Here is a 22,988-nt window from a genome sequence, read left to right as displayed (position 1 = left end):
CTGCCGAGACCTGTGCCTGCACGGGAACGTCAAGCGGGTGTTCTGCCGCGACCGTCTCGTGGACCGAATGCATTGATCGCTTCAACGTCACTGGCTATCGCAAGTATGTATTCATCGACCCACTCCCGGATGTTCGGGTAGGTGCTCGACTGGATAATTTCTGATGCAATGGTCTGCGAATCGAGAGCTGTTCGGCGCAGCGCGAGGCCCGACTCAGACAATAGCGCCCATGACGCAGCAGGGGTCCCGTAGGGCATGCCGATGCTTCCCGAATTGAGAACCCATCGACGGTCAACAAGTCGAATGAACGGCATGTGTGTATGACCGCAGACCACAGCTCGAGTCTCTGGGCCGAGGCCCTCGAATGCCTCCGACCACCGCGATAGTCGGGTGTCTACGAGCACGACTTCCTCGTCGTCCCTAGGTGTCCCATGACAGAACAGGACCGATCCAAACCCGTCCAGATCTACCGAGACCGGGTGCGGCAAGGCCGCGAGTAATTCGATGTGGGCCGCTGAGAGTTGAGCTGCGGCCCAGGCATCGATTGGGAACGGCTCAACATCAGCAGGCCAGTGGCCCTGGGCGAGAGTGACGATGTCGCGGTCGGCATTCCCTCGGACGAGCAATACCTGGTCCCCGAGTCCCGTCAGGAGGTCGAGGACTTCTGACGGTTGTGGGCCTGCGGCATGGTCACCGGTGACGACGATGAGATCCGCGTTCTGGACGTCTGGTTGGGCCAGCACAGCATTCAAGGCGGGAAGAACCCCGTGGATATCCGATAGAACAGCGATGGACTTGGGCATACGACGAGTCTGTCAGCCTCGCGCTCTCGCCCGGAAGCTGAACCCTCATTGGCCACTTGAAAGCAACTGGAATGATTGCGTTCATGGAGCAAACGCTGTCTGCCGTCGTTTTGTCTGTGAGCCGCGACTCCGCACATAGATTTACGAAGCCATCGTGTGAGGCAATCACGCTGCTGGAAGGGCTTGGTGTCGAGGGAGACGCCCACCTGGAGGTGACTGTTCAACACCGGTCGCGAGTGGCCGCAGATCCCACCCAACCGAACCTCCGTCAAGTTCACCTCATTCACTCTGAACTATTTGCAGAGGTCGCCGCTGTCGGGTTCACTCTTCGACCTGGGGACATGGGCGAGAACGTGACCACCGCCGGCATTGACCTTTTAGCCTTGCCCCGAGGTGCCCGACTTCAGATCGGCCATGACGCTCTGGTCGAAGTCACCGGACTGCGAAATCCGTGTGCTCAGATCAATGCATTCGAACCTGGACTTTTGAAGACGATGGTGGGACACGATGACGAAGGGCGAGTAATTCGCAAAGCCGGAATTATGGGAATTGTTCTGCAATCCGGAGTTATCCGACCGGGCGACAAAATCACTGTCGACCTCCCGCAAGAGCCACACCACGCGCTCGATCGAGTGTGAGAGGAATTGGGCCGTTGAAGCCCGCAAACCGGACGATCGACAGACGCGATTTCGTGCCCTCGCGAAAGCACCCCAAAGCATACTTTTCGACCGATACGGCCGCCCGTAAGCCGAACGTCTATCGGGCGGCGATTCCGCGGTCACCAGAGGAGCGTCCACGGCGACACGGTGCCGCGTCTTTTGGGGAATCGCCCTCCGGTTCCCGCCATGGATCTACGTTGACTTTGCTCTGAAATTAATATTAGTTTGCACTAATACGAATTTCCAATGGGCTCACTAGTTGACCAACCGATCAGCACATCTCGTCCGTGTTCTGCACGCTAACGGAGCAATTATGATGAGGGATCCCCGCCAGCGCATTGTCGCAACTTTAGTCCTGTGCGTGTCAGGCAGCTTGCTGCTCGCCGGATGCAGCAGCGGCCTCCCAACCTGACCAACGCCGCTGACGCGTCGTCCCCCGTGCACCTAAGGCTTCTCCCTCATCCAGCGGCCCAGCGCTGACCGCTTCTCAGACTGCGAACACCGCGTGCTCCTTGGTGACAGAACAAGATGTCAGCACCGCTCTGGGCGTCGATCCCGAACCGGGTACCGATGTCGTTCAGACCGGAGGGAGCGCGTACACGTTTGGGGCGTCCCCAAAAACTGTCAGCGTGCACCTCTCGCTCGCGGGAAAGGGTGTGTACGACCAAATGTGCGCGGCATCGGTTGATGGTGCGGCGATGGTTGAGCTCAGCGGGATCGGCGATGCCGCATTCGGCGTGTTTAAGGAACCTGTCGCGAGCATCGGGTTCTACCGTGGCGATTCATGCGTCTCGATCGTGATCGTTGCTGACGGATCGCAGGATCGTGTGGTCGCCCTGGCAAAGACTGCCGACGGGCGACTCTGAGCGCATGAGCGTCCTCGCGTCGCGGCTACGGGTGGCACCTGGCTGGGGAACGCCGTTGACTTTCAACCGAATTTGCTATTAGTTATCATTAACATGAATTCTGAGCGCAACTACTCCATGACCAAACGTTCGATCACCGTCGCCGAGACTCAGGGGCGCATTCTGCAAGCGGTGCTGGAACTCGCAACCGAGAAACTGACCGTCGAGATCGTGCTCGCCGATGTCGCTCACCGGTCAGGGGTGACCGTGCAGACGATCCTTCGCCATTTCGGGAGTCGCGATGGCCTGTTTGATGCCGCCGTCGAGTTCGGTGGTGCCGAGGTTATGGCCGAACGCGCCGCCCCGGTGGGCGACATTGCCGAAGCAGTGCGGGTGATCATCGATCACTACGAGACCAGAGGAGATTGGGTGATCGCTCTACTCGGCCAGGAGGGCTCCGACGAGCGCATCCGGGGCATCACGATGCCGGGCAAGCAGCTTCACCGCGACTGGGTTGAGAGCGTGTTCGGCCCCGAGCTTGCCGATCATGCCGGCCCCGAGGATCGGGTCGTCACCGATTTGCTGGTCGTCGCGACCGATGTCTACACCTGGAAACTCCTGCGTCGCGACCGCGGCCTCAGCCGCGAACTGACCGAGCAGAGAATGCGGCATCTGGTCGATGCGATCCTCGCGTCACCGAGAGAATGAAGGAACTGGAAATGTCTCGAATCCTTTTTGTCACCTGGGATGGCGGCGGAAACGTCGCTCCGGCAGTAGGAATAGCGCAGGAACTGCTGCATCGAGGTGAAGAGGTGCGCTTCCTCGGCCAGGAGCAGCAGCGCGAGGCCCTTGAGCGAGCAGGGTTCGCCTTCGCCTCCTACCGCAAACCAGGCCCGTGGACCGCAACAGGAAAACGGGGCGCCGTCACAAACGCGATCGGCTTTCTTCGCCTCCTCACCGGTCGCGGACTCGGCCGCGACCTGGTTGAGGAAGTGAAGAAGACGCCAACCGATCTGGTCGTCATCGACTGCCTGCTCTTCGGAGCGCTGAACTCTGCAGCACGGGCGGGTCTTCGCCGAGCGGTGCTCGTGCACTCCCTCTACACCGCCGTCGATCGGAAGATGGCGAGTGGCGCCCCGGGGGCTGTCGCACGGATCTCCGGCCTGCGTCCGCGAAAGCTGTGGGCCGAAGCCGACCTGGTCATCGTCGCAACCCTCGAGGAACTGGACCGACCCGCTCATCCGAAATCGGCAGTGCCGCTCTCCTACACTGGGCCAGTGCTGCCGGAACTCGCCCGGCATAGGACGTCACCGGCTGCCTCAGCGACCCCGACGATCCTGGTGAGTTTCAGCACAACCTATGTCGCCGGGCAAGCCCAAGTGCTCCAAAAAGTCCTCGACGCCGTCGGAGATCTTCCCGTGCGAGTGCTCCTCACGACCGGTCCGGCAGTCGAGCCCGACGAACTGCGAGCGCCCGCAAACGCGGAGCTGCACCGCTATCTCCCCCATGCCGAAGTGATGCCCACCGTCTCCCTCGTCGTTGGGCACGGCGGGCACTCGACCACGATGCTGGCCTTGGCGCACGATCTACCCCTCGTCATCCTGCCAATCAACCTCATGTTCGATCAGGTTCTCATCGGACGCGCGATCGAGGAAGAGAGGGCGGGGGCGACGTTGCCGTCGTCCTCGGCCCCGGCCGAGATCCGAACTGTCATCGAACGGGTATTGGCCGATGACTCATGTCGGCGCGAGGCTCAACGCCTCGGGAAAGCGATCCGCGCCACCCAGGGTACGGAGACGGCTGCGCAGCTGCTCCAGTCGCTGATGTTTCCAACACCCAGTCGTTGACAGGGTCGCTGCAGAAAGGGATGAAACCTTACGTTAGCGGGCGTGTGCGTGGATCCATCGAACGACGGTCGGCAGGGAGACTCAGAGATTTTTGGCCACGTCGGCGGGTGGTCTGCTATTGGCGAGAACCAGGCCGGCAGGAATAATGGTCTCTCCGGCGTCAGTGAAGGACCGCAATCCGAAATCACATTCGTGGAGGGCGCCGGTGAAGGTTACGGAGTTCTTCACCGTGCGCCTGGCCCAGCTGACATTTCACAAGGTCACCTGCACGGACATCCAAAGTCGCCTGCACTGCCCCTCCGCGTACGCAGCGGGAACGGCGAACGCAACCGTGAGGATAGTTCCGAGATAGTTTCCGCGACCGGTCCCAAAAACTGGCCTGCTGTAGCATGCACATCATGTCTGACGAACCTGTGATGCTCCGGCCCATTACCGGGGAAGATCTCAGTGTGCTGTTTCCGTTGGCAGCCGACCTCGCGACGTGGGAAGAACGAAGTCCGGCATCGCCGGGCACAATGAGTCGAGCCAAGTTCGACGAAAAGCAGTCAGCCTCCGATCTCGAATCCTCGGAAGGAGCAGTAAAGTTCGCGATTGATGTTGATGGTGTCGTTGTCGGAAGCGTTTCGTTATTCGATTTTGACAATTTGTCTCGCCACGCCGAGGTGGGAATAGCTCTCGTGTCGGATTCGCGGGGCCGGGGCATAGGGACTTCCGCTATTTCACAAATTGTGGAGTTCGGATTTGTGCGACGCAACCTACGACGTATCCACCTGCAGGCAATCGAATCGAATGCCGCCGCCATTCGGGCGTACGAGAAAGCAGGCTTCATTATTGAAGGGCATCAGCGCGAGCATGCTTGGGTCCGGGGACATTACGAGGACATCGTGGTGATGGGAATTCTCCGATCAGAATGGAGCGATCGAAAGGATTCAAAGGTCTCGTAGACCGATCAAAATTTTGAACTACCTCACAACCGCGGATACGACGTCGTCAAACCAGGTCATTGGCATGTGTCGCAAGCAGAACGTCTTGCGGGCAAACGTACTCAGCTCTGGCGCCGTATCGTGCGGCCGAGTTCATGACTTTCGCTGTGTGGCGAAGCCACGGCATTGTTCAGCTTGTAGGCAATATTTTCAATCTGTTTCGAAGATTGAGTCGCCTCGCCTCAACTGATTCCGGGTCGGCAGGTCTTGTAAACGTAAGCCGCCCCCCAGGGAGTCGTGAGGAAGCGATCGCGAAGGATCGTCTGCGGCGGCGTCGCCTTCCGCACACACACCTGGGCGAATGTGCCAAGCAGGTTGTCGCTGTACTCGACATCGAGCACATGCGCGCCGTAAACCTTGGTGAACAACCCGCACTCGTTGTAGGCGTCGCACTCCTCGGTCGTTGCAAAGTCAAAGCCGATCTGCATCTTGCCCCGGGTGTCGAGCTCGCTGGTGTTTTTCTGGCTACTCGCAAGCCCCTTCGAATGTGCGTGTTTCACCAACTGGGTGGCGTACAGGACGGCCTGCGAGAGAGTCAGGGCTCCCTCCGACCGCGAATACGAATCGAGATTGTCGAACTCCACGGCTGCGAATCCCTTACTCGCGCAGAGGTCCGTCGATTTCGCAATACGGGCGGCCGCCGTCCACCGCTTCGCGGGCGTGGAAATATCGATAATGTGCTCGTCAGGCCAGCCCGGGTCGACTAGTGGCGTGCCCGACTTCGTCTTCAGGATCAAACTGGTCGGCCAGTGTGACCCTGGCTGCGTCTGGAATCCGTTGACGTAACAGATCGAGTAGACGCCCTTCGCGGGCTTGGACGTGCTGTCGCGAGTTACGACGGTCACGCCCCTCGCGGGTGCGTACGCCTCGCCGAGTTGATAGTCGAAGTTGCCCGTCGTAGGCGGCAGTTGCGGTGCCGCCTTTGACGGACTCGAAGGATCCGAAGACCTCGCAGTCGCCCTCGTCGAACCACATCCCGCGGTGACGAGCAGCACGGCCGTCATCACTGTAGCGCCGAGAAGGATGCGGACGGGTGTCACGCTAGCGAGCGTAGCTTGCCTGCTGCCAAGACCTCGCCCTCGCCCTCGCCCTCGATCCCTTTGGCGCCCAGTCCACTCGCTTGTTTCACCATTCGACTGTAACCCGTGGCAATGCCGATGCGGTGTCGCTTCGGAACCCCTATTGCGACGATCCTGAATTTGGAACGAGGAAGTCCACAGGCGAACATTTACGAGAAGACGATTATGACTTTCAGTTCAGTCCGACGTCGCCAGGGTCTAGGCCGCCTTTATGCTTCGGGAATGGGGCGACATGTTGAACCGGACCAGATCGGCGAGACGCCTGCCGCCGCGCGACTACGCCGCCGCAACCAACGCCGAATTTTGTTTTTGAATGGGATGCCTCGATGGTGGCCACGTCGAATGCGATTCGTATAGCTCTATGTTGTGCGGCCCGCGGCTTCGCCCATCAACTTCGTCTTGAAGGGTATTTGACGACTCCGTTTTCATAAGGAATTCTAGCGACGCTGAGAGGGATTCACCGAGATGCGGAAGCAGTCAAATGGGGACGACCACCGGGCGGCATTTCCGACAATCGCGAGACCACGCCCGAGCCCACTTTTCACCCGGATCGCCCGCCCGTAAGCGGAATGTCGCCGGAGAAGCAGCGAGACGGCGTCCATGGGACTGCACGGCAAATGGCATCCTGCTTGAAGATCCGTGCGATTGAGCGCTGGGTAGCGCCGCTTGGCAACAACTTCGCTGGCGATCGCCGGCCGCAGTTCGATCCGGATGCTTTCGTGCGCGGCACGGGCACTCTCTTTTCGTTGTCCAAGGAGGGCCAGGGCAGCGCCGGCGCCCTGGTGACCGCGCTCACCGCCGCAGTTGTCGAGGCAGCTGAGGAGTACGCCACCGGGCAGGCCGGCGGGCGTCTCGCGGTGCCGATGCTCGTCGTGCTCGACGAAGCCGCCAACGTGTGTCGCTGGAAGAACCTGCCCGACCTGTACTCGCACTACGGCTCACGCGGCATCCCGATCATGTCGCTGTTCCAGTCCTGGGCCCAGGGCCAGGTCGTGTTCGGCCGAGAGGGCATGCGAAAGCTCTGGTCGGCATCGAACGTGAAGCTGTACCTCGGGGGAGTGGCGGAAGCCGACTTCCTCCGCGAGCTCTCGGAGCTCGTGGGCGACTACGACAAGTCGACGGCGTCCGTGAGCTACAACCGCGGCATCCGATCGACGAACCACCAGCTGCGCCGTGAGCGCATCCTGGACTCCGCCGAACTATCAGCCTTACCGCGCGGCCGCGCAGTCATGTTGCCCTCGGGAACGCCGGCCGCGTTGATCGAGACAGTGCCCTGGATGAAAGGCAAGCACGCGGCCGCGGTTCGCGCGTCCATCGCCGCTCACGATCCGTCTGGGACGGTTCTGGCGGCCGCCGCACCGTCGACGGCGCTTCCGGTGGCCGCGATTGCCCCTGAGAGCGATCAGGAGGGCGGAAAGTGACGTCCGATGTCAAGGAATGGGACGAGGAACCACCAGCTCCGCCTGCGGCGAAGTCGACGATGCGTCTGCCTCAGCGACCTGGTAGCGCCGATGGACAGGCCCCGGCCGATGACGCCCCGGCGCCGGCGGATGCCGCGGCCGAGCCGACGCTGTTGTTCTTCGGCTCCGTCGACGAGTTCGTGCGTGAGCGCCTGCGCTACACGTACTCACGTCGAGTAGGCCCGCAGGGGCCGAATCGGTGGGCTGCCGAGTGGTGGCGTTTTCCGGAGGCATTCAGTCGCCTCGATGCTCTCTGGCGGTCCTGGGAGGCTTTGCGCCTCGAGCCGACGTTCGGGATGAGCGTGTGGTAGCGTGACCACGCCGACCACCACATGCGGATGCTCATGGCGCCCGAAGGGCCGTTTTCGGACTCCCGCGACGAGAACAAGGGCGGCGACCCGCTGCCATACACAGCACCGCCGGCCGGCATGTTCGTCGACGTGCGTCTCCTGCCAAGCTGACCTCATGAGCCACCGACCGATCCGCTGGGCAGCGATCGCGCCGGGGGATTCGGTTCGGCACCGGCCCAAGCTCATACCAGGTGTGCGGTTGGTGACGTCCGTCGCGGGACCGCGCCAAGCTGTCCGTACAGCAGGGACCACATACCCGCAAGCAGATCCTGCGTCGAAGGGGCAGTGAGGGTGCCCGCAGGGGAACCTCGACCGGGCACTTTCTCGGCCTGAATCTTGTCTTTCCACCAGGAAGAACGCGGCATAAAATCCGGGACGCTTTACTCCCAGACCGCCCGGTAGTCCGTGGCGAACTGGTGGAATGTGGTGGCAGGCCTGCCGGTCAGCATTCGGACTTGCCGGTTGGGGAAGGCGGAGATGTTCCAGCGTACGATTCGGTAGATCATCTTCTGCACATCGATGTAGTCCGGTGGTTGCCCGTCCGCGGCGAGTCGGGCGAGGTACTCGCTCTCGGAGGGCCGGTTGTAGCGGATGGGGCGGCGGAGCACGCCGGAGAGGATTTCGGCGACGTTACGGTAGCTGATCGATTGTTCGCCGGAGAGGGTGTACGCCTTACCGGTGTGCCCACTCTCGGTGAGGACCACCGCGGCGACCCGGCCGATGTCACGGGCGTCGATGAACGCGGTGCGCGAGCGGCCGGCGGGGAGGAAGATTTCACCGTGGTCACGGATACCGACGCGGTAAGTGGTGGATAGGTTTTGCATGAAGAAGTTTGGCCGCAAGAACGTGTACGGGGCACCCACCTGACGCAGGTATTGTTCCACTGCGTGATGCGGGGTTTTCCGGTTGCCCTGCACCCCCTGCAATGAGAGGAAGACGATCTGGGTGAGGTTCGCGGCTACCGCCGCATCGATCAGCGGGAACAGGTAAGTGCGTACGTCCTCGATTGGCGGCGGCCGCATCAGGAACAGCCGGTCCACACCCTGCAGCGCCTCAGCATGCCCGGCCGGGGTCGCTCCGAACTCGAACTGACGCGGTACCGCGCCCTGCGGCAGCCGACCAGGATCGCCACCGGGTCGCACTGCCGCGACCACGCGGCTTCCACGGGCAAGTAACTCTTCGACGACGGACGCCCCGACGGTGCCACTCGCGCCGGTCACGAACACGGCGGGATCGGTCATGGTGGGTCGGTTACTTTCTTCAACAGGGTGGCGAGCTGGTGCAGCTCGGTGTCCGTCAGCTCGGCGAACCGCGGCAGCGCTGCGGCGACAATGGTGGATTCGTATTCTGCCAATCCCACGCACGCCTCGGAGGTCAGGTGGAGGATCCGCGAGCGGGCATCCTTTGGGTGTGCGACCGTTTCCACGAGGCCGGCAGCGCGCAGTGGCGCGAGCAGTTGTGTCACGGCCCCGGCGGTGACATGCAGGACGGCGGCCAGCCTCGACGAGGTGACCGGGGTCGCACTGTGCGCGAGGGTGAACAGAATCGCCAAATGCGAACGGTGCAACTCTTCACCGGCGAACGGGGTACGGCGCTCAGCGGCAATGTCTTTAGAAATACTCACGAGTGCTTCGATCACAGCCGCGACCCGGGCTGAACGGGCGGCCTCCGGGTGCACAGGTTCGGTCACTGGCTGACGAACGGCATCGCGTGCACGAAGGAGCGGTCATCGATCTGAGTGACAATGAAGGTGGCGAGGTCGTCCCGGCTCACCTGTGTTCCGGCATCGACCCCAACCCACCCGACGCGGTAGTTTCCGGTCCCCGGCTTCTCAGTCAAGCGTGGCCCCCGCACAACTGTCCACTCCAGGCCACTCGCCTTCAGAACCTCCAGGTGTCCCTGCGCATCGGCAAGCACGTGGCCCGAGAGAAGCTTGAGCAGGACAACGATGATCTTGTCCGCCGCTTTCGGCCGGTCGTGCGAATCCCGCAGACCCCCACCGGATAACGTCACCAACCGACGCACGCCGAGCCTCTTCATAGCCTCGACAATCGTGCGCGTGCCCTCCGCCTGCACCGTGCGCGAAGACCCTTTCACCTGTCCGAAGACACTGACCACGGCCTCGGTGCCAGCGATCGTCTCCGCCACCGCGCCGGGATCGGTCACATCCCCCTGAATGACGGCGAGTCGGGCATCGGAGCGTTGCAGCTTCGACGGGGTACGCACCAACACACGCACCTCGTGACCGGCATCGAGCAACCGCTCTAACACCCGCCGCCCCGTCCTGCCCGTCGCACCGAAAAGAGCAATAGTCATCACAGGAAACTCCCCACGTTCAGCCTTCCCCTTTTACTTTAGCGACTAAACGGTGTCGTCCCGTCCCCGAGCGTACGGGTTGTCGGGGCATCGCCGCACGCCGGCGGACAGATTCTGACGGTCGGCGCAGCAGAAGCCGTATGTCGATATCGTTCGTATTCGGCACACGGGACCACGATCTCCCTCACGCCAAGTCAGAGCGCGGCTGCTCGCGAATCTTCGAATCGGCTTTTGCAGCGAAACTCAGGCCCGGATTCTATGCATTGATTCCTTCCGACGGTGATGAGTTCCGCTGCAGTCAGCCCTGTCAATTTCCGAAGTCGTCCGCACAAATTTCCGAAGTCGTCTGCCCAGCCAGTTCATGTCCGCAAGCGGCACGTCTTACGGGCCGTCGCGGACGTAAGTGGCCCTTCCCAAGCTCAGCCTCCCAGCGCTTTCACGCAAGCGTTGAGCCCGCGAGTGAGCGAGGTGCGGCCTGACGGGCTAAGTCCCGAAAGCATCCGCCCTTCGACTCCGTCCACTTCAGCCTGTGCGGCGGAGAGGAGATCAACACCCGCCGCCGTAAGTGCGGTCGGCAGAGCGCGACCGCTCGCGGGGCGGGCGGGACGTTCGACCAATCCACGTTCGAGCAATTGCTGAAGCATCGAGTTCATAGACTGGCGCGTCATGAATGTGGCGCGGGCCAGCCCTGCAGCGGAGATACCCGGCTCGCGAAGTAAGTGGTGAAGACACGAGTACTGGGAAACGGTGAGGGCGAACGGGTGCAGCGCCTCCTCCATGCGAAGTCGAAGCAAAGACTGCGCCTCCTTCAACACGTATCCGACCTGCTGCTCCCGGTTGCTCATGTAAGAATCCTGACATACTATTCAATCAAAGAATTCTGATATCTAAAGAGAATCACTATGGCTGTCACCGGTCCCGACTTCATTGCCCTACAGGTACGCGACCTCGAGAAAGCCGCAGCCTTCTACGAGAACACTGTCGGTTTGACCCGGGCACCATTCTCGCCTCCGCACGCCGTCGTCTTCGACACCCAGCCGACCTTCGCGGTTCGCGACCCCGCACCGGGAGTTGATCTCGAATCCGGTCAGCTGGGGCTCGGCGTCGCGCTCTGGCTACATGATCCTGAGGCCGTCGCGCTGCACCAGACTGTCGCAGAATCCGGTGTGACCATCCTTCAGGAACCCTTCGAGGGCCCGTTCGGAATGACTTTCGTTTTTCAAGATCCCGACGGGTACGCAGTCACTGTTCACGATCGCGCCACACGCAGCTAGCCCGCGCCAAACCGGATGAGCACCACCGCTCATAGTTCCGCTTGACGCACACGCTCACCTGCTGCCGGACCCCGCTCACTCCCGCACGGGGAACCTTTATCGCAACTGCCCTGGTCGCACCGCGATTCTCGACAATGTGTTTCATGACACCGAGAACTCCAGAAGAGTTTCGGGCCATACCAGCACAAAGTAGTTACCCTCGGTGGGCCTATAGGCCGCCCTGACGTCCGCCCATCGTGGGTCACCGCTCAGAACAAGCGTCGCATCGCGGAAAGCGTCAAGAGGTTGGTCCGTGTGAATGAAGATGTTCATCTCACCTGAGCCAAAGTCGTGACCGTCAACGAATCCATGAGCGAACGGGAGGTCGGCCTCCAGCCGATCCTCCATGGCGATGAGTGCGTCATAGTCAGACTCGGAGATGCCGGGCCATTGCAGGACAAGGATGTATTTCACGACTGCCTACCAGGAGTATGACGGTGGACAGAGACGATTGGCGATCTGCTTCAAGATGTAGAACAACTGCCCTTCTTCAGTGCCCTTCGGAAGAGTCTCGTGAACGGAACATGCAGGTTTAGTACAGTTCATTCGCCACAATAGACGCTCGCCCACGTGGGATCGGTCGGTAAGCGATCCATTGGGCCGATGCTCCCGATGCTGTGCCAGGCGGGAACCTCAACAGGGCAAACAGGTCGACAGACTTTTCCCGGATGGCGCCCTTCATGAAGAGCTTACGCGACCTCGAGAAAGCCGCAGCCTTCTACAAGAACACCGTCGGTCTGACCCGGGCACCATTGTCGCCTCCGCACGCCGTCGTCTTCGACACCCAGCCGACCTTCGCGGTTCGCGACCCCACACCGGGAGTTGATCTCGAATCCGGTCAGCTAGGGCTCGGCGTCGCGCTCTGGCTACATGATCCTGAGGCCGTCGCGCTGCACCAAACTGTCGCAGAATCCGGTGTGACCATCCTCCAAGAACCCTTCGAGGGCCCGTTCGGAATGACTTTCGTTTTTCAAGATCCCGACGGGTACGCAGTCACTGTTCACGATCGCGCCACACGCAGCTAACCCGCGCCAAACCAGACGAGCACCACCGCTCATGGTTCCGCTTGACGCACACGCTCGCCTGCTGCCGGACCCCGCTCACTCCCGCAAGGGCAACGTCCAGAGCGACACCGTGCCGGGTCTTTTGGGGAACGTCTACCGGTCCATCCGTGACTCCGCAACGTCTGTGTCAGTCGAAAGATTTTAGTGCCCTGCCCGCATCCGCATCGATATCTCACGTGCAGACGCGGACCGTGCGCCCCTCGAAACTGACAATGTCGCCGAGCTGTAACTGCCGCCCTCGGCGGCGATCGACCTCTCCGCTCACCGTCACATAGCCGTCGGCGATGACGTCTTTCACGTGCCCACCGGAGTCAAACAGTCCAGCGAAGTTCAGGAACCGCCCCAAGCAGACGAACTCTCCGCCGATCGGGACGTCGACTACACGGGTCTGGTTCGTCATTCGGGTATGCCAGCCGACCAGGTGCCGCCCGCGAGCCGGACGTGCAGCGGGACAGATCTGGGGCCACACGACCCAACCACCGACCGTGCCGACGATGTGTCATAGGGGAAGCCCATCCAGCCGACATTCGTCATCAATCAAGGCCAGACCCTGACTCGGACGCTCGCCGTGTCTGGAACGTCGATCCATGTCGGCGTGGCCTGGCCAGGAAGCGACGTCGTGACCTCGCTGATCTCACCCAGCGGTATACGGTTCGATCGCGCTAACGCGCACGGCGCCACCCACGCCAGTGGAGCCACTTTTGAAAACTGGGACATCAATTCGCCGGAACAAGGAATATGGACCATAGAGTCCCGAGGGGACTGACTCACCCGCAGAGTCTGATCATCAGCAAAGTGGAACACCAACATCGACGAGATTAACTTCGGACTCCACCCGAGGTCAATCCACGCCGCGACCGGAGCACAGAACGCCGCGTTTCCTGATTTCCCGGGCGCGATCGTGGTCGTGAGCCACGATCGATTCTTCAGCGAGAAGGTCGCGAACCGTCGAATCGTGTTCGGAGTGGATGGTGCGGGGCCGGTCGAGCTGGAGGTGCGCGCGATGTGAGGCGGCTCGCGCGGGTGCGTTGACCGGAGTTTTCCCGGCCTAGGACCAGTGCGTAACGGGACGAGGGCGGGCGACTCCGTCGATCGTGATATCCACCCGCTCATCGAAAAAGGCGATATAGCCCTTGACATTCTGGGCGTCGATCAGCGGCCGCTCGTACGACCATGCCAGATCCTTCTTCGGAACGCCGGCGACAATGGGCGAGTAGTACTGCGCCGCGCCCTTGTAGGCGCACAGCGTCACTGTCTCTGACGGTAGCAACTCCACCCGCACATGCTCTTTGGGTAGGTAGAAACGCACGGGTAGGCCCGTTTCGTAGAGCAGGCGACCAGCACCGGTCTCCGCGAGAATCTCGTCGAAGAGGGAAATACGAATAATGCGCAGGGTATTGCGAATGTCGATTCTCCAGAATGGACTGTGAGGATGACTGATGATTGGGTCGTCGTCTTCCCGCCACTCGTCGAAGCCGGCGAAGTCGAGTATCACGTAGTCGGCCAAGTCGGGGTCGTCCGCAACGAAAGCTGACACCCGGCGGTCGCTGCTGGGCGGGGACACAGCCACCTCGTGCCCGCCGGTCTCACGCACTGAGAACGGGATGCCCGGATGCCACTCGGGAATCCGATCAAAATCGGCTTGGGGCAGCGCTCGCCTCTCGGGCTGCTCGTCGATGGCGCCGCGGATGTCTGCGCGGGGAACCGCGTAGGCGGGGACCACGCGCCGAGGCTCCCACACGAGCAGCGCGCGTTCGCTGTCGACCAACGGCTTACCACCAAGAAACGCTCGGATCCGCTTTGTGGTCGGCTCGATCCGGAGTTCGCTGGATGACCTGGGCATCATCTCCCCGAGCCGAGTCGCCATGGGATACTTCCTCCATCGGAATCGTGATGGTTCACAGGGTAGACGCGCGCCGCCGATCTGGCAATGGTCCGCATCGACTCATAGAAAACCTTCGCGTTGCTGCATTCGTTGCCTCATTTGGTGACCTCCGCTTTGGCGTGGTTCGGGAATGGGTATACGGATGTGGGATACGCCCGGTTCTATGGAGTGGATGATGACACAGCGGCGGGCTGTGACGAAGAAGAATGTGCTCGCGAATCAGAGCGCCGACCGGGCTGGCAAGGGTTAGCAAAAGCAATTCAGGCAGTTTCTGTGTGCCCATAGGGGCTACTCGATTCGATTGATTCGTTCGACCGGCGTACACCCGATATTGATGTGTCATATCGTGACCAGGCGGGACCTTCAGCGCGACTGGGCGAAGGCCAATTTACGCATGGAGCAAGCGTGTCGACGCTGTGTCACTTGGGAACGCTGACTGACGCATCGACATGTAGGGTCTGGCGCCGAAAGTCAGTCCCTCGCGGTGAACGCGCGGCGGCGGGCCGGGGCCTCCGGCTGGCTGGGCACCCTTGAATACCGCGAATCTTCTCTGCGTCGCTGGAACGACGACTGACGCCGGCCACGGTTGCCCGGCGCTCGGGCGTGGGCCCTACCGCAGCAGCTGGTGCACGAGCTGGTTCCCCAGCCAGGTCTCGTACTGTGTCGGGGTCCAGCCGCGCTCTAGCACCAGCGACCGGTAGACCTCGGGCAGCACGAGGGTGAGGTAGACGTCCAGCGCTCGCGCGGCGTCCATTCTTGGCCGCAGGTGCGCTGCGATCGACTCCAGGTACGCCCCGACCCCGCGTTCGCGGTTGGTGAGGATGCCGGCGGTGATCCTCGCGATGTCCGCGTCGACGCGGGCGCCCTCGAGGTGGGTCGTCACGACGTCGTACATCTGTTCGTACTGGTGCCGCTGCAGGCCGGCGCTGATCCGCAAGCCCTCCTCGGGAGTCCCGGCGGCGGCCTGCACCCACGTCTTGGCCACGGCGAGGGGTTCGATCGCCAGGCGAGTGACCTCCTGCAGGATGTTCGCCTTGCTGCCCAGCGCGGAGTAGACGGTCTGGACCGGGATGTCGGCCCGCTCGGAGATCGCCGCGATGGTTGTGGCCACGTAGCCGCGTTCGGCGAACAACTGCCGGGCGGCTGCAGCGATCAGAGAGCGGGTCGCGGCCGCCTGGCGCTGCCGGTGCGTGGGGCCGACCTTGACATTCACCTCTTCAAAGTAGCACTCTTGTAGTCCTAGCTTTACTATGACGAGAAGGGGCGGACCCAACCATGGGTGCCCTGCCAACGATGACACCGGTCCTGATTGTGGGCGGCGGCCCCGCGGGCCTGACCCTCTCGTTGCTGCTGTCCCGACACGGGGTCCCATCATTGCTGGTGGACAAGCGGACGCGGCCTTCGACGCTGCCGCGGGCCCGCGGGATCCACGCTCGGGCAATGGAGATCGCGCGCAGCTGCGGGGTGGAGGACGCGCTGCGGGCGGTCGAGCTGCCGATCACGCCGGGCGTGCGGTGGCACTCCGTGCTGAGCGCCCCACCCCCCGCGCGCAGTGAGCGGTTCAGCGCGGCGGTCGACGACGACGTCAGCCCGTGTGAGGGGCTCGCGGTCGCCCAGGACGTGTTGGAGGAACAGCTCCACGCTCACGCCGCCGACCGGCCGACCGCGACCGTACGGCAGGGTATGGAGCTCACCGGGCTGGAGGTCGACCCCGACCGTGTCGTCGCGACAGTGGTCGAGACCGACGGCGGGCGCGAGCAGCGCGTCGAGGCCCGCTACCTGGTCGCGGCGGACGGCGTCCACAGCGGCGTCCGGAGCCGGCTCGGCATCCCGATGGACGGCGAGCCCGACCTGGGCACCCGCACCTGGATCGCCTTCCGCGCGGACCTAAGCCCGTATGTGGGGCGGAACCCGCACGGCCTTTACGTCCTCACCGGCTCAAGTTCGGTGTTGCTGTGGACCCACCCTGACGACCGGTGGGTGCTCAGCGGCCCCGTCGACCCCGCTGACCCCGACGGAGCGCACGCCGCCGATAAGGTCCGCACGGCGATCGGCGACTCACGGCTTCCTGTCGAGGTGCTCGGCCACCGCGTCTGGACGGCAGCCGCCCAGACCGCGCGGCGGCTGCGGTCCGGCCCGGTCTTCCTCGTGGGAGACGCCGCCCACCGGGTACCGCCCGCCGGGGCGACCGGGATGAGCACCGCGATGCACGACGCCCACAACCTGGCCTGGAAGCTCGCCGCCGCGCTCGATGGCCGGGCCGGTGACTCGCTGCTGGAGACCTACGAGGCCGAGCGGCTACCGGTCGCTCGTCGCACGGCCGCCGAGGCCCGGGCGATGTGGGAAACCTTCGCCGGCCGGCCGCCGGCGCAGCCCCAACGCTCGATGCGCCAGATCGACATGGGCTACCGGTACGTCTCGGCGGCCATCACGGACGACGACCCTACTGCCCCCGACCCCGACGCCCCCGGCTCGGACTACACCCCGACCGCCCGCCCGGGCTGCCGCGCCCCGCACTTGTGGCTAGACGCCCGGCGGCGCCAATCCACCCTCGACCTGTTCGGCGCCGATCTCGTTCTGCTCTCCGACACAGGTGCCGGCTGGGCGGAGGCCGCGCGCAAAATCAGCGCCGACCCCGCGACACCGTTGCGCTTCCACCGAGTCGACGCGCCCGGCTGGGCCGAACGCTACGGCGTTCGAGCAGGCGGCGCCGTCCTAGTCCGGCCAGACGGGCACATCGCCTGGCGTCGCCCCCACCCCTATACCGATCAGTCCGGCGCGGAGGCGGCAGCGCTCAAGACGGCAATACGCACCGCCCTCTGCGCCGCGGGAGCGGGCGCAGATACGAGCAGTGGCTTACCTACAGCCTGACCTCCGCCGTACTGCGGGCGGATAAACCCGTTGGCAGAGCAGGACTGTTCGGAGCATCCCGATGTAAGACCTCGATTGAAGTCTCAGTGGAGCAGGGAAGCGTGGCTCTCTCAGGCCTACCGTACCATCGATGAAACCAACAGCCATTGGCATATCCGCTGAGTAGGGCGCCCGTAAGCGGAACGGTCTCCGCGATGGTCTCAGTCTCGGGTGCGGAGCGCGGCGGCGAGATCCGCGAGGATTTCGGCCGGGCGATTCAGGAGCATGGTGAGGTGGCCGTCATCGGGCAACAGCCTCGCACGGCAGCCCGGAATGGCGTCGGCAAGCCAGCGACCGTGGGCCGGCGGCACCATGAGGTCCTGTTCTCCCTGCCAGAGGAAGACGGGCACGGCCACTCGAGCAAGATCGAAACCCCACGGACGCGTGAAGGCCAGGTCGTCGTCACCCCAGCCGTCGACGCCGTTCTCCAACGCAAGAGAGAAGCTCTCATGCATTTGTCTGACGAAGTCTTTCGTCATCACCTTCTGGTCTGGCGGGCTCAGAACGCTCTGCAGGGACGCGAAGATGCCCGGCACTCCCGCCGCCAGGATCTCTTCCCGCCAGAGAAGGAGCAACTCGCGCAATGGTTCTTCTCCCTCGAGCGCAGCGCGGAATTCGATTTCGTTGCCCTCTCCCATTCCGTCGAGGAAGTCGAGCCCTGTCGCGGCCCACGGACCGACACCACTCACCACCGAAACGGCGACGCAGCGGTCTGCAGCGAGGGCTCCGCAGGCCAGCGCATGCGGCCCGCCACCGGAGCTACCCATGACCGCAAATTTTTCGTAGCCGAGTGAGTCGGCGACCGCCAGAACATCCGGCACCACGTCGGCGACCGTTCGGCCGGGAAGTCGGGTGGAGCCGGCGTAGCCGGGCCGCGCGAGCGAGGCGATTCGAAGCCCCGTCGCTGCTGCCGCCTCCTCCAGGGCACCACTGAGGCGATGGCCCTCGGGCGTACCGGGAAGATCGATCACCAAGGGCGCACCATCCTCGCCGGAAATGAAGACATCGAGGGTGCGGCCAACGGCCAGAGGGATCAGGTGTCGGGTCATTGCCATGGCGTCGAGAATGCCACACATCGTTGGGCTCTCGCTGCGCGGCGCCCGCTCAATCGCCCCGCATGCATTCGACTTGCGGATGATCGAGCTACGTTGCGAAGATTTTCAGGAATTGCCCGGCGATGCCAGTGGGATGCAATGTGATGCAGCTCTGGGAAACCGGGTACCTTCCGGACGCCAACACTCTGCGGCGATAACTGGGCGCGGCGGTGCTTCACGCGGGGAGCCGTCAACAGGCGGTACGGCGCAGGGGGGCGGAGATGGCACCTCTCGCCGCGGCCCTCGTGGGCGAATCATCGGCTGCGTGGGTGCCTGAGTATCGAGAGTGGCTCAGGGACCGGCTAACCAAAGATCCGCAAGTTCTCGTGGTCGGCCCCCGGGCTGGAACCGATGACATCCACGGTGTAGACGTGCTCGGGTCCGGCGTGGGCCAGACTGAACCGGCCCAAGCCAAAGCAATCAGGGGGATTTGAGTCAGGTTAGTGAGCGGTGGAATCCAACGAATCAGACTGTCCACCACCACGCTCCCTGTTCAATTCACACGACGAGCGCACTTCACCAATCGACCGATTTTCAAGAGCAGCAAACCAGGAAAACGGATCTGGCCCCGTTACCCACGAGATGAAGATCGATTTGGAGATCACAGGCAGGCACGCCGTTACATCGACGATGACGTGCTTCCCCCGACCAGTCGCTGGCCGCTCAGCGATGCCGCGAAGTCTCCATGGGTGCGTTTTTACGAGAAGCAGTCCGTCGCAGTAATTGCTGTGAGCGGCTTAGTCGCCGAGCTGCGCGGTCATCATGATCGAGACGAGCACGCCTGGCAGTTCGACGCCCAGTTTGGCGACCGCCCGTGTGGGTTGCTTGGTTGGGAATTCGCCAGCGTATGCCTCGTTCATCCCCGTGAAGTCGCCGGGGTTGGTGAGCAGGACTGTGATCTGGACAATGTCGTCGCGGATGCCGCCGCCTGCTTCGAGGACCGCTACGCAGTTGCGTACAGCTTGCCGGGTTTGTTCCTGGATTGTCGGGCCCGCCAGCTCGGTAGTCGTTTGGTCGATGCCGATCATCCCGGAAACGTAAATTGTCGAACCGACCCTGATTCCTTGGCTGTAAAGCGAAGAGCTCGGTGCGTTCGGCGTTGAGATGATCTGCTTCGTCATGCGCAGACTTTATCGCGCACCTTGGACAAGTCGACTAGCTTCGGGACGACCGATAGCGCACGATGTGCCGTGCACACGGCATCCCCGGAAGGAGCTCCAAAATGATCAAGCAGGTTATTTCTATTGCCGAAGCCCCCGAATACGACCCGCGTTACAGCCAGGCGGTGAGGGCAGGCAATACGGTCTACGTCGGCGGGACGATGGGCGTGGATATGAAGACGGGTCAGTTCGCCGGCCCGACGATTCGGGAGCAGGCACGTCAGTCTCTGCTGAATTGCCAGTCGATCCTCCGGGCAGCGGAAGCGGAGCTCGCGGACGCCGTCATGGTTCACGTGTTACTTTTTCGCTCCGACGACACCCCGGTCGTAAACGAGGTGTTCAGCGAGTTTTTTCCCGATGTGGAACCACCACGTTTAATGGCACGGATCGGCGTCGATCGCCCCGGACTACTGATCTCGATTGCCGTGATCGCCATCATCGACTGACACGCGGAGTGCTCCCGTGACTCCTGCATTTTTGCTCTGATTCGTCAGCAGACCGCTTCGCTGGCGTACTCATTTTATTTTTTCTCTGTCCGGCCGGTGATGGTAATTCGCTTCCACGCTCTGCCAGCCGGGCCTTTGCGGCATATGCTCGCTGCGCTTGCAATATTCCACGGTCCCTGCACTACGAATCCTCCAGCTCTCAATCGATTCTCTTGCCAGACGGGCGAAAAATTAGTCGATTGAAAGAGCGCAAAACCATGAGTTACACCACCAACCAAGAGAGCATCATCGGCCCTGCTCCCGGTTGGTTGACACGGAGATCAGGCCACAACCACTCAACGGTCCGTAGCACCGACGCATGTCAATTAGGAACGTCCAGAGCGACACCGTGCCGGGTCTTTTGGGGAACGATCATCGCGCAGAACGTCATGAGGATACCTCAAGACTCACGATCGTGATCCCGGCGTTGTGTATGCGCTGGGCTTCTCCATCACTGCGAGGGTGCACCGCGAGATGCAGACGAGCCGGTCCTGGTCGTCGAAAATTCGCACCTCCCAGACGTGAACTCGTCCGCCGCGATGGATGGGACGAGCGGTCCCTGTCACCCATCCACCAGCTACCGGCCTGAGATGGTTCGCGTTGATCTCCATTCCGACGACGTGAAAGTGCTCTCGGTCTACGGCAAGGAATCCCGCGAACGATGTGAGCGTTTCTGCGAATGCGACCGACGCGCCGCCATGGAGCACTCCGGCTGGCTGTGTCGTACGAGCGGGGTCGTTTCTTCTGCCGCCGCTGCTACCGTGTTAGTGCTCCTGCTTTCCGTCCGTGTCGGCGTCGACACCGAATGCGGCTAACTGTGGCGGCTCGCGCAGACTGCGTTTGAGCTCGGCGAAACCCGCGAAGCGCGCCAACCCGACCACATGGTCCCACAGCTCGGCCGCCGCGTCATCGCGTGGCAGCCGACTGATCACCGGCCCGAAGAAGGCGAAACCGGCGGGTGGTTCGAAGTGGATGATGGGCGTGCCCACGTCTTTTCCCGTCAGCGAGAGCGCCTCGTCCGTCTCCTGCTGAATTTCCAGATCCCATGACGCGTCGTCGAGAGCCTCCGCCAGCCCGAGTGGTAGGCCCGCCTCGGCGAGGATCGGCTCCGCGAACTCACGCGTCCCGCAAAACTTACGCATTTCAACCTCGGTCCGCTTGTCGGCCGGGTTCGGGGCAGTGTCGAAGATGTGGGCCCCGAAGGCGGCGTATAACGGCGCGATCACCTCGCGGCCGTGCTCCGCTCGCGCCCGGGCAGCTACCCGCAAGAGCCGGAGTCCGGTGGTGTGGCCAGCTTCATACTCCGGAGGGAAGTGCGCGTCGTAGCCGACCTGGGCATTGATCAAGCGCAAAGAGATGAACCGCCAGTCCACGGTGTAATCGCGCTGCTTCTGCACCTGCCGCACCCACTTACTCGTCATCCAAGAGAAGGGGCAAACCGGATCGAAGTAGAAGTTGATGTCGGCGTCCATGTTTTCCTCCTAGGTCAGGGGCACAGACAAGACTGAGGTTGTGGCTTTTCAATTCAGAAGCCAGCAATTCTTCTGAACTCAATGGCCGCATAGCTCCCCGGGGTTGCAGTGGTGGTCGGTGCCAATGCCCAGAATAAGCTCCCGACCACATCTAATCAATCGATCGAGTTGACTCATAGGAAACCTCCGCATAGTCGTATTCGTTGCCTCAGATGAGATCCTCCGCTTCGGTGTGGTGTGCGACTCAGGGGTCGGATAAGGGTCACGCCCATTTCTATGAAGCTGACAATGACGCAGTGGCAGGCTGTGACAAAGAACAAAGCACACGCGTATCGGGCCGCTTTTCGGGCCGGTAAGAGCCGGATCCTGAATGAAATGGTGGAGCTGACCGGGTTGGTGGAGCTGACCGGGTGGCATCGTGAATAGCCCGGGCGGCGTTACGGGCGGCGTTGACGTTGAAGGTGGTGAAGTGTTGGGCGGTGCTGCGGGCGCCACGATGACTTGCTCGACCTGACCGATGCGCAGGCGGCCCTGTTGGTGCGGATCAGTGCGGCGACGATCGACCGCCGGCTGGCCGGAGAGCGGAGCAAGCTGCTGTCCCTGGGCGGGTCTCCTCTCAAGCCAGGGACCTTGATGAAGTCGCAGATCCCGATCCGCACCTGGGCGGACTACAACGACGCGGTCCCAGGCTTTGCGGGGATCAATCTGATGAGCCACGAGGGCGGCAATCGGACGCCTACGCGGTGGCCATCATCGTGCTGGTCGTGTTCACCGCGGCGCTCGACGCCTGGATTCCCGGTGCCGCCGCGCTGCCATGGGTGATGATCGGGCTAACCGTTGTCCAAAGCTTCTTCGGCGGACTGCTCAACCTTCTCGACGTGATCAACGCATTAGACCCGTTTTGGTGGATTGGCCACTACCCCAGCTCGCCACTTCAACTATCCCACCTCGGCACCCTCGGCACCCTCGGCACCCTCGGCACCCTCGGCACAGCCGGCTCCCTCGGCACAGCCGGGATCGTATTGCTCGCTCTCAGTGTCGCCGGATTCCGCCGCCGAGACCTCAGGACAAGCGGAAAATAGCCAGCGTCCGAGAGCCAAGCACGATCGTCACAAGAGACATTTCTGTACCCGCCTCGCCAAAGATTTCGTCGCTCATGTGGGGCCAGGGAGCCCGGAAATCCGACGATACGCAACGATCACAGAAAACCGTCACAGAGCGCGGAGAGCTACAGATCTCAGTCTTGACTGGAGAGGTGTCTCG

General features: G+C 62.5%; 26 protein-coding genes and 1 pseudogene. 13 read left to right on the top strand and 14 right to left on the bottom strand.

Annotated elements, in window-relative coordinates; all coding sequences use genetic code 11:
* Window positions 1-29: 29 nt before the first annotated feature.
* Window positions 30-803: a metallophosphoesterase family protein gene (locus tag RCH11_RS04750; protein ID WP_327055849.1), complete on the bottom strand. Its 774-nt coding sequence runs from the start codon at window positions 801-803 to the stop codon at window positions 30-32.
* An 83-nt stretch (window positions 804-886) separates the two neighbouring features.
* Here RCH11_RS04750 and RCH11_RS04745 point away from each other — a divergent pair, with 83 nt between their 5' ends.
* From RCH11_RS04745 to RCH11_RS04725, 5 genes are all read left to right on the top strand, one after another.
* Window positions 887-1,441, top strand: coding sequence for an MOSC domain-containing protein (locus RCH11_RS04745; protein WP_327055848.1), 555 nt, complete (start codon window positions 887-889; stop codon window positions 1,439-1,441).
* A 650-nt stretch (window positions 1,442-2,091) separates the two neighbouring features.
* Complete coding sequence (locus RCH11_RS04740) at window positions 2,092-2,328, top strand: hypothetical protein (RefSeq protein WP_327055847.1); 237 nt, start codon at window positions 2,092-2,094, stop codon at window positions 2,326-2,328.
* A 93-nt stretch (window positions 2,329-2,421) separates the two neighbouring features.
* Window positions 2,422-3,015: a TetR/AcrR family transcriptional regulator gene (locus RCH11_RS04735; RefSeq protein ID WP_327055846.1), complete on the top strand. Its 594-nt coding sequence runs from the start codon at window positions 2,422-2,424 to the stop codon at window positions 3,013-3,015.
* Between the two features lie 11 nt (window positions 3,016-3,026).
* A complete protein-coding gene (locus RCH11_RS04730) occupies window positions 3,027-4,154 on the top strand; it encodes a glycosyltransferase (RefSeq protein ID WP_327055845.1) in 1,128 nt (375 codons plus the stop codon).
* Window positions 4,155-4,552: 398 nt separating this feature from the next.
* Window positions 4,553-5,098 carry a GNAT family N-acetyltransferase gene (locus RCH11_RS04725; RefSeq protein ID WP_327055844.1) on the top strand — a complete coding sequence of 182 codons (546 nt, stop codon included), beginning with the start codon at window positions 4,553-4,555 and terminating at the stop codon, window positions 5,096-5,098.
* Between the two features lie 221 nt (window positions 5,099-5,319).
* Here the strand turns inward: RCH11_RS04725 and RCH11_RS04720 are convergent, their stop codons facing one another.
* Window positions 5,320-6,177, bottom strand: coding sequence for an endo alpha-1,4 polygalactosaminidase (locus RCH11_RS04720; protein WP_327055843.1), 858 nt, complete (start codon window positions 6,175-6,177; stop codon window positions 5,320-5,322).
* A 656-nt stretch (window positions 6,178-6,833) separates the two neighbouring features.
* On the opposite strand from RCH11_RS04720, the gene RCH11_RS04715 reads away from it, so the two are divergent.
* Both RCH11_RS04715 and RCH11_RS04710 read left to right on the top strand, forming a co-directional pair.
* On the top strand, window positions 6,834-7,637 hold the full coding sequence (locus RCH11_RS04715) for a type IV secretory system conjugative DNA transfer family protein (RefSeq protein ID WP_327055842.1): 804 nt from the start codon (window positions 6,834-6,836) through the stop codon (window positions 7,635-7,637).
* Window positions 7,634-7,987, top strand: a complete 354-nt coding sequence (locus RCH11_RS04710; RefSeq protein ID WP_327055841.1) for a DUF4913 domain-containing protein — start codon at window positions 7,634-7,636, stop codon at window positions 7,985-7,987. The genes RCH11_RS04715 and RCH11_RS04710 overlap by 4 nt, the downstream gene beginning before the upstream one ends.
* Before the next feature lie 419 nt (window positions 7,988-8,406).
* Here the strand turns inward: RCH11_RS04710 and RCH11_RS04705 are convergent, their stop codons facing one another.
* The 4 genes from RCH11_RS04705 to RCH11_RS04690 all read right to left on the bottom strand — a co-directional run bounded on the left by RCH11_RS04705 (window position 8,407) and on the right by RCH11_RS04690 (window position 11,187).
* Window positions 8,407-9,267, bottom strand: a complete 861-nt coding sequence (locus RCH11_RS04705) for an SDR family oxidoreductase (protein ID WP_327055840.1) — start codon at window positions 9,265-9,267, stop codon at window positions 8,407-8,409.
* On the bottom strand, window positions 9,264-9,716 hold the full coding sequence (locus RCH11_RS04700) for a MarR family winged helix-turn-helix transcriptional regulator (RefSeq protein ID WP_327055839.1): 453 nt from the start codon (window positions 9,714-9,716) through the stop codon (window positions 9,264-9,266). Before RCH11_RS04700 ends, RCH11_RS04705 begins: the two co-directional genes overlap by 4 nt.
* Window positions 9,713-10,342, bottom strand: coding sequence for an NAD(P)-dependent oxidoreductase (locus RCH11_RS04695; protein ID WP_327055838.1), 630 nt, complete (start codon window positions 10,340-10,342; stop codon window positions 9,713-9,715). The genes RCH11_RS04700 and RCH11_RS04695 overlap by 4 nt, the downstream gene beginning before the upstream one ends.
* Before the next feature lie 419 nt (window positions 10,343-10,761).
* Window positions 10,762-11,187 carry a MarR family winged helix-turn-helix transcriptional regulator gene (locus RCH11_RS04690; protein WP_327055837.1) on the bottom strand — a complete coding sequence of 142 codons (426 nt, stop codon included), beginning with the start codon at window positions 11,185-11,187 and terminating at the stop codon, window positions 10,762-10,764.
* Window positions 11,188-11,244: 57 nt separating this feature from the next.
* Between RCH11_RS04690 and RCH11_RS04685 the strand changes: the two genes are divergently transcribed.
* Entirely contained in the window at window positions 11,245-11,616 is a 372-nt protein-coding gene (locus RCH11_RS04685; RefSeq protein ID WP_327055836.1) for a VOC family protein, read from the top strand.
* Window positions 11,617-11,757: 141 nt separating this feature from the next.
* On the opposite strand, the gene RCH11_RS04680 is transcribed toward RCH11_RS04685, so the two are convergent.
* Window positions 11,758-12,069 carry a hypothetical protein gene (locus tag RCH11_RS04680; RefSeq protein WP_327055835.1) on the bottom strand — a complete coding sequence of 104 codons (312 nt, stop codon included), beginning with the start codon at window positions 12,067-12,069 and terminating at the stop codon, window positions 11,758-11,760.
* A gap of 266 nt (window positions 12,070-12,335) precedes the next feature.
* Here RCH11_RS04680 and RCH11_RS04675 point away from each other — a divergent pair, with 266 nt between their 5' ends.
* Window positions 12,336-12,680 (top strand): VOC family protein, encoded by a 345-nt coding sequence (locus RCH11_RS04675; RefSeq protein ID WP_327055834.1) that lies wholly within the window; start codon window positions 12,336-12,338, stop codon window positions 12,678-12,680.
* A 211-nt stretch (window positions 12,681-12,891) separates the two neighbouring features.
* Here RCH11_RS04675 and RCH11_RS04670 read toward each other — a convergent pair whose 3' ends face one another.
* The 3 genes from RCH11_RS04670 to RCH11_RS04660 form a co-directional block, all read right to left on the bottom strand.
* Window positions 12,892-13,119: an RNA-binding S4 domain-containing protein gene (locus RCH11_RS04670; RefSeq protein WP_327055833.1), complete on the bottom strand. Its 228-nt coding sequence runs from the start codon at window positions 13,117-13,119 to the stop codon at window positions 12,892-12,894.
* Between the two features lie 648 nt (window positions 13,120-13,767).
* On the bottom strand, window positions 13,768-14,586 hold the full coding sequence (locus RCH11_RS04665; RefSeq protein ID WP_327055832.1) for a DUF427 domain-containing protein: 819 nt from the start codon (window positions 14,584-14,586) through the stop codon (window positions 13,768-13,770).
* 628 nt (window positions 14,587-15,214) lie between these two features.
* A complete protein-coding gene (locus RCH11_RS04660; protein WP_327055831.1) occupies window positions 15,215-15,817 on the bottom strand; it encodes a TetR/AcrR family transcriptional regulator in 603 nt (200 codons plus the stop codon).
* Window positions 15,818-15,879: 62 nt separating this feature from the next.
* Here RCH11_RS04660 and RCH11_RS04655 point away from each other — a divergent pair, with 62 nt between their 5' ends.
* The gene (locus RCH11_RS04655) at window positions 15,880-17,475 is read left to right on the top strand and encodes an FAD-dependent monooxygenase (protein ID WP_327055830.1); all 1,596 of its coding nucleotides are present in this window, start codon (window positions 15,880-15,882) and stop codon (window positions 17,473-17,475) included.
* Between the two features lie 200 nt (window positions 17,476-17,675).
* Here the strand turns inward: RCH11_RS04655 and RCH11_RS04650 are convergent, their stop codons facing one another.
* Window positions 17,676-18,569, bottom strand: coding sequence for an alpha/beta fold hydrolase (locus RCH11_RS04650; protein WP_327055829.1), 894 nt, complete (start codon window positions 18,567-18,569; stop codon window positions 17,676-17,678).
* 260 nt (window positions 18,570-18,829) lie between these two features.
* On the opposite strand from RCH11_RS04650, the gene RCH11_RS04645 reads away from it, so the two are divergent.
* Window positions 18,830-19,042 carry a hypothetical protein gene (locus RCH11_RS04645; RefSeq protein WP_327055828.1) on the top strand — a complete coding sequence of 71 codons (213 nt, stop codon included), beginning with the start codon at window positions 18,830-18,832 and terminating at the stop codon, window positions 19,040-19,042.
* A gap of 303 nt (window positions 19,043-19,345) precedes the next feature.
* On the opposite strand, the gene RCH11_RS04640 is transcribed toward RCH11_RS04645, so the two are convergent.
* Window positions 19,346-19,729, bottom strand: coding sequence for a RidA family protein (locus RCH11_RS04640; RefSeq protein WP_327055827.1), 384 nt, complete (start codon window positions 19,727-19,729; stop codon window positions 19,346-19,348).
* A gap of 101 nt (window positions 19,730-19,830) precedes the next feature.
* Here RCH11_RS04640 and RCH11_RS04635 point away from each other — a divergent pair, with 101 nt between their 5' ends.
* Window positions 19,831-20,214, top strand: coding sequence for a RidA family protein (locus RCH11_RS04635; RefSeq protein ID WP_327055826.1), 384 nt, complete (start codon window positions 19,831-19,833; stop codon window positions 20,212-20,214).
* Between the two features lie 446 nt (window positions 20,215-20,660).
* On the opposite strand, the pseudogene RCH11_RS04630 reads toward RCH11_RS04635, so the two are convergent.
* Together RCH11_RS04630 and RCH11_RS04625 are read right to left on the bottom strand one after the other, a co-directional pair.
* Window positions 20,661-20,972: pseudogene (locus RCH11_RS04630) on the bottom strand (PaaI family thioesterase); the annotation flags it as partial.
* Between the two features lie 45 nt (window positions 20,973-21,017).
* Complete coding sequence (locus RCH11_RS04625; protein WP_327055825.1) at window positions 21,018-21,725, bottom strand: mycothiol-dependent nitroreductase Rv2466c family protein; 708 nt, start codon at window positions 21,723-21,725, stop codon at window positions 21,018-21,020.
* 743 nt (window positions 21,726-22,468) lie between these two features.
* On the opposite strand from RCH11_RS04625, the gene RCH11_RS04620 reads away from it, so the two are divergent.
* Window positions 22,469-22,807 carry a hypothetical protein gene (locus RCH11_RS04620; RefSeq protein ID WP_327055824.1) on the top strand — a complete coding sequence of 113 codons (339 nt, stop codon included), beginning with the start codon at window positions 22,469-22,471 and terminating at the stop codon, window positions 22,805-22,807.
* Window positions 22,808-22,988: the final 181 nt, after the last annotated feature.

The organism is Glaciihabitans sp. GrIS 2.15 (genome assembly GCF_035984695.1).
Taxonomy (GTDB): domain Bacteria; phylum Actinomycetota; class Actinomycetes; order Actinomycetales; family Microbacteriaceae; genus Lacisediminihabitans.
This window is presented reverse-complemented; position numbering and strand designations above follow the sequence as displayed.

What these genes read in the sequence shown, in the direction of transcription:
- RCH11_RS04750 (WP_327055849.1), bottom strand. Translation starts at nt 803, where the DNA reads ATGCCCAAGTCCATCGCTGTTCTATCGGATATCCACGGGGTTCTTCCC.
- RCH11_RS04745 (WP_327055848.1), top strand. Translation starts at nt 887, where the DNA reads ATGGAGCAAACGCTGTCTGCCGTCGTTTTGTCTGTGAGCCGCGACTCC.
- RCH11_RS04735 (WP_327055846.1), top strand. Translation starts at nt 2,422, where the DNA reads ATGAATTCTGAGCGCAACTACTCCATGACCAAACGTTCGATCACCGTC.
- RCH11_RS04730 (WP_327055845.1), top strand. Translation starts at nt 3,027, where the DNA reads ATGTCTCGAATCCTTTTTGTCACCTGGGATGGCGGCGGAAACGTCGCT.
- RCH11_RS04725 (WP_327055844.1), top strand. Translation starts at nt 4,553, where the DNA reads ATGTCTGACGAACCTGTGATGCTCCGGCCCATTACCGGGGAAGATCTC.
- RCH11_RS04715 (WP_327055842.1), top strand. Translation starts at nt 6,834, where the DNA reads ATGGCATCCTGCTTGAAGATCCGTGCGATTGAGCGCTGGGTAGCGCCG.
- RCH11_RS04705 (WP_327055840.1), bottom strand. Translation starts at nt 9,267, where the DNA reads ATGACCGATCCCGCCGTGTTCGTGACCGGCGCGAGTGGCACCGTCGGG.
- RCH11_RS04695 (WP_327055838.1), bottom strand. Translation starts at nt 10,342, where the DNA reads ATGACTATTGCTCTTTTCGGTGCGACGGGCAGGACGGGGCGGCGGGTG.
- RCH11_RS04690 (WP_327055837.1), bottom strand. Translation starts at nt 11,187, where the DNA reads ATGAGCAACCGGGAGCAGCAGGTCGGATACGTGTTGAAGGAGGCGCAG.
- RCH11_RS04685 (WP_327055836.1), top strand. Translation starts at nt 11,245, where the DNA reads ATGGCTGTCACCGGTCCCGACTTCATTGCCCTACAGGTACGCGACCTC.
- RCH11_RS04675 (WP_327055834.1), top strand. Translation starts at nt 12,336, where the DNA reads ATGAAGAGCTTACGCGACCTCGAGAAAGCCGCAGCCTTCTACAAGAAC.
- RCH11_RS04670 (WP_327055833.1), bottom strand. Translation starts at nt 13,119, where the DNA reads ATGACGAACCAGACCCGTGTAGTCGACGTCCCGATCGGCGGAGAGTTC.
- RCH11_RS04665 (WP_327055832.1), bottom strand. Translation starts at nt 14,586, where the DNA reads ATGGCGACTCGGCTCGGGGAGATGATGCCCAGGTCATCCAGCGAACTC.
- RCH11_RS04655 (WP_327055830.1), top strand. Translation starts at nt 15,880, where the DNA reads ATGGGTGCCCTGCCAACGATGACACCGGTCCTGATTGTGGGCGGCGGC.
- RCH11_RS04650 (WP_327055829.1), bottom strand. Translation starts at nt 18,569, where the DNA reads ATGGCAATGACCCGACACCTGATCCCTCTGGCCGTTGGCCGCACCCTC.
- RCH11_RS04645 (WP_327055828.1), top strand. Translation starts at nt 18,830, where the DNA reads ATGGCACCTCTCGCCGCGGCCCTCGTGGGCGAATCATCGGCTGCGTGG.
- RCH11_RS04640 (WP_327055827.1), bottom strand. Translation starts at nt 19,729, where the DNA reads ATGACGAAGCAGATCATCTCAACGCCGAACGCACCGAGCTCTTCGCTT.
- RCH11_RS04635 (WP_327055826.1), top strand. Translation starts at nt 19,831, where the DNA reads ATGATCAAGCAGGTTATTTCTATTGCCGAAGCCCCCGAATACGACCCG.
- RCH11_RS04625 (WP_327055825.1), bottom strand. Translation starts at nt 21,725, where the DNA reads ATGGACGCCGACATCAACTTCTACTTCGATCCGGTTTGCCCCTTCTCT.